General features: G+C 67.4%; 2 protein-coding genes. One reads left to right on the top strand and one right to left on the bottom strand.

The window, feature by feature from the left end:
- The coding region (locus tag VQ02_RS34265; RefSeq protein ID WP_048448750.1) for a hypothetical protein at positions 1-471 on the bottom strand (471 nt) is incomplete at its 3' end.
- Positions 472-507: 36 nt separating this feature from the next.
- Between VQ02_RS34265 and VQ02_RS37940 the strand changes: the two genes are divergently transcribed.
- Positions 508-696 (top strand): hypothetical protein (locus tag VQ02_RS37940; protein ID WP_157080939.1); only part of this gene is annotated, 189 nt, incomplete at its 3' end.

The raw sequence follows: 696 nt of genomic DNA, 5'->3' as shown, positions 1-696 counted from the left end.
GCCGAGCGGCGCTCGGGTCTCGAACATCCGGCCCTGTACGAGCTGCCAGGCGCGGTAGCGATGCACGAGCGCGCTCGCCAGCACCACGGTGCAGAGCAGCACGGCGCCGAGCAGCGTGAGCCAGGAGCGGGCGAAGACCGCCCAGGCCGCCGCCAGGACGCCGATCCCGACCGCGGCGAGGAACAGGATGAACGCCTGCCGGCGCGCCTCCCGCGCCAGGTCGCGGACATCGGTCCCCTCCAGCGCGAAGGTTCGGCCGATCTCGGGGAGGTTGAAGGTCGCCCCGCAGCTCGCGTCGTCGCATTTCCGGAGGTTCGGCGCACTGGGATCCAGCAGCAGGTGGCCGCGCCGGCATACCGGGCAGGCGGCATGGGCGCCGCCGAGCACGGTCCCGGTCATCGCCGCGAAGGCGCGGTGCTCCGGCCCGACCCGGCGCGCGATCCGCGCCGAGAGAAACGATCCGATCCCCATCGATCCAGTCCATCAAGGGTGTGTCTTGAATGGAGCTTGTGGATCAATCTGGGTCGTAACGGCAAGACAAATATCAATAAAAAATATCGGGGCTTCGACATGGACCGCTCGCGCATTCAATATCTTGTCCGATTGGCTGTTGTGCTTCTCGGCATGGCCGTTTTGTTGCCTGCCTGCGTCAGCACCGGCAGCAGCACGTCGGGCCATGTCGACGCCAAGCTGCGC

The organism is Methylobacterium variabile, from assembly GCF_001043975.1.
Lineage (GTDB): Bacteria > Pseudomonadota > Alphaproteobacteria > Rhizobiales > Beijerinckiaceae > Methylobacterium > Methylobacterium variabile.
This window is presented reverse-complemented; position numbering and strand designations above follow the sequence as displayed.